The organism is Kitasatospora sp. NPDC057512 (genome assembly GCF_042802135.1).
GTDB lineage: Bacteria > Actinomycetota > Actinomycetes > Streptomycetales > Streptomycetaceae > Kitasatospora.
On the sequence record NZ_JBHVET010000901.1, the window covers coordinates 1 to 2,955 of the forward strand.

The 2,955-nt window shown below is 72.5% G+C and carries 3 protein-coding genes; 2 read left to right on the forward strand and 1 reads right to left on the reverse strand.

What is annotated here, in order from left to right:
* Window positions 1–35: 35 nt before the first annotated feature.
* Entirely contained in the window at window positions 36–1,463 is a 1,428-nt protein-coding gene (locus ACFU6K_RS35500; RefSeq protein ID WP_380670224.1) for an amino acid permease, read from the reverse strand.
* Between the two features lie 266 nt (window positions 1,464–1,729).
* On the opposite strand from ACFU6K_RS35500, the gene ACFU6K_RS35505 reads away from it, so the two are divergent.
* The gene (locus ACFU6K_RS35505; RefSeq protein ID WP_380670226.1) at window positions 1,730–2,329 is read left to right on the forward strand and encodes a biotin transporter BioY; all 600 of its coding nucleotides are present in this window, start codon (window positions 1,730–1,732) and stop codon (window positions 2,327–2,329) included.
* Window positions 2,330–2,429: 100 nt separating this feature from the next.
* Window positions 2,430–2,915, forward strand: coding sequence for a ribose-5-phosphate isomerase (locus ACFU6K_RS35510; RefSeq protein WP_380670228.1), 486 nt, complete (start codon window positions 2,430–2,432; stop codon window positions 2,913–2,915).
* The last annotated feature ends 40 nt before the right edge of the window (window positions 2,916–2,955 follow it).

The following is a 2,955-nucleotide window of genomic DNA, read 5'->3' on the forward strand; positions in this document are numbered from 1 at the left end:
GCTCGGTACCGGGCCCTGCCGCGTGAGCGGGGAGGTCAGCGGAGCGCGGCGGCGTCCCGGCGCTGCTTGAGCAGCCCGGCGACGGTGAGCGCCGCGACCAGCACGCCGGCCGCGTACAGCTGCTGGCGGTTGCCCTCGGTGGTGGTCATCAGGGCGAGGATGGCGGCCACGGCGGCCATCGCGATCCAGGTCAGGTACGGGTAGCCCCACATCTTCACGGTGAGCAGCTCGGGGGCCTCGCGCTCCAGTCGGCGGCGCATCCGCAGCTGGACCACGCAGATGAACAGCCAGACCACCAGGATCGCGACGCCGGTGGTGTTCATCAGCCAGGTGAACACCGTGTCCGGCCAGAACTTGGCGGCCAGCACGGCGCCGAAGCCGAACAGACAGGAGGCCAGGACGGCTCTCCGCGGCACCCCGCCGCCGACCTTGGCCAGCGCCTTGGGGCCCTGGCCGCGGCCGACCAGCGAGTACGCCATCCGGGAGGCGCCGTAGATGTTGGCGTTCATCGCGGACAGCAGCGCGACCGGCACCACCACCTGCATGATCGTTCCGGCGGCGGGCACCCCGAGGTGGCTCAGCACGGTGACGTACGGGCCGTCCGCGACGACCTTCGGGTCCTTCCAGGAGACCAGGGTGACCACCAGGGCCATCGAGCCGATGTAGAAGATCGCGATCCGCCACACCGCGGTGCGCACGGCGTTGGCGACGTTCTTCTTGGGGTCGTCGGACTCGGCGGCGGCGATGGTCACGGTCTCCAGACCGCCGTACGCGAAGACCGAGGCGAGCAGGCCGACGATCAGCCCGCTGACGCCGTTGGGCAGGAAGCCGCCCTCACCGGTGAGGTTGTGCGCGCCGGGGGCGCCGGGGCCGATCACCCCGGCGATGCCGAGCCCGCCGAGGACCAGGAAGGCGATGATCGCGGTGATCTTGATGGCGGCGAACCAGAACTCGAACTCGCCGAAGTTCTTCACCGCGGTGAGGTTGCTGGCGCAGAAGAAGACCATGAACAGGGCGACCCAGACCCAGGCGGAGACGCCGGGTATCCAGCCGTTGACGATCTTCCCGGCGGCGGTGGCCTCGGCGGCGACGCCGCAGCAGAGCATCACCCAGTACATCCAGCCGGCCGTGATCCCGGCCCAGGGGCCGATCTCCTTCTCGGCGTGCACCGAGAACGAGCCGGAGGCGGGGCGGGCGGCGGACATCTCACCGAGCATCCGCATGATCAGCATGACCAGGAGGCCGGAGAGCACGAACGCCAGGATGATCGCCGGGCCGGCGGCCGCGATGCCGGCGCCGGAGCCGACGAAGAGGCCGGCGCCGATCACGCCGCCGAGGGCGATCATGGACAGGTGGCGCTGCTTCAGGCCGTGGGTGAGCTGCTGGCCACCCGGCGCCGGCGCCGCGGCCGGTCGGGTGCCGTCGGGGGTCCCGGGCGCCGGAGGGGCGGAAGTGGGGGCCATAGGGGTGGTTCCAGACTGTGCGGTATGCGACATGAGCTGTCCAATATCCGGCGCCGCCGCTGTCCATGCCAAAGATGATCGGTTCGGGCCCAGTATGCGGACCATGCCGAAACCCAAAGTGATCATGTTGTGACCAGGGGTTGTCCCGAGCCGGTTCCGACAACGCCCGAGGGCGGGGGTTTGTCCGAAACCGTGCCGTTCGCCCAGTGGATCACCGCGTAGGTTCACAGGTGTTCACTCACCTGGACTCTCACGGAGGAGCCCCGATGGCCACTGCCACCACCCCGATACCGCGCCGCGCCGTCCTCGCCGACCTGCTGCCCGCCGCCTCCACCCGCCTCGGCGCCCAGGCCCGCGACCTGGCCCTGGTGGCCGGCGGCGCCGCGCTGACCGGCGTGGCCGCCCAGCTGTCGGTGAACGTCCCCGGCTCGCCGGTGCCGGTCACCGGCCAGACCTTCGCCGCCCTGCTGGTCGGCACCGCGCTCGGCACCCGCCGCGGCGCCGCCTCGCTCGTGCTGTACCTGCTGGCCGGCATGGCGGGCGTGCCCTGGTTCACCGGCGGCGCCACCGGCTGGGCGTTCCCGACCTTCGGCTACGTGCTCGGCTTCGTCGTCGCCGCCGCCCTGACCGGCGCGCTGGCCCGCCGCGGCGCCGACCGCACCCCGGTCAACACCGCCGTCACCATGGTCCTCGGCAGCCTCGCCATCTACGCGGTCGGCGTCCCGTACCTCGCCCTGTCGCTGCACGTCCCGCTCGCCCGCGCCGCCGAGCTCGGCCTCTACCCGTACCTGGTCGGCGACGCCCTCAAGGCCGCCCTCGCCGCCGGCGCCCTGCCGCTGGCCTGGAAGCTGCTCGGCCGGCGCTGACCGCCCCCGCCCGCGCCGACCGTCCCCCGCCCGCGCCGACGGCTCCCCGCCGCCGCCCCCGTTGTCGGGCCCGGACGCACGCGCATGCCACACTCATGGCATGCGCGTGTACCTGGGCTCCGACCATGCCGGATACGAACTGAAGAACCACCTCGTGGAGTGGCTCAAGGGGGCCGGCCACGAGCCGGTCGACTGCGGGCCGCACATCTACGACGCCGAGGACGACTACCCGCCGTTCTGCCTGCGCGCCGCCGAGCGCACCGCCGCCGACGAGGACGCCCTGGGCATCGTCATCGGCGGCTCGGGCAACGGCGAGGCGATCGCCGCCAACAAGGTCAAGGGCGTCCGGGCCGCGCTGGCCTGGAGCGCGCAGACCGCCGAGCTCGGCCGTCAGCACAACAACGCCAACGTGATCTCCATCGGCGGCCGGATGCACACGCTGGAGGAGGCCACCCGCTTCGTCGAGGTCTTCCTCGACACCCCGTACAGCGGCGAGGCCCGGCACACCCGCCGGATCGAGATGCTGAGCGAGTACGAGACCACCGGCGAGCTCCCGCCGATCCCGGCCCACCACCCGCAGGGCTGATCCCGCCACCCACCGTCCCCGGCGGCCGGCCGCACGCTCC

Bases quoted from the DNA above. Each gene is read 5' to 3' on its own strand.
- ACFU6K_RS35500 (WP_380670224.1), bottom strand. From the start codon at position 1,463: ATGGCCCCCACTTCCGCCCCTCCGGCGCCCGGGACCCCCGACGGCACC.
- ACFU6K_RS35505 (WP_380670226.1), top strand. From the start codon at position 1,730: ATGGCCACTGCCACCACCCCGATACCGCGCCGCGCCGTCCTCGCCGAC.
- ACFU6K_RS35510 (WP_380670228.1), top strand. From the start codon at position 2,430: ATGCGCGTGTACCTGGGCTCCGACCATGCCGGATACGAACTGAAGAAC.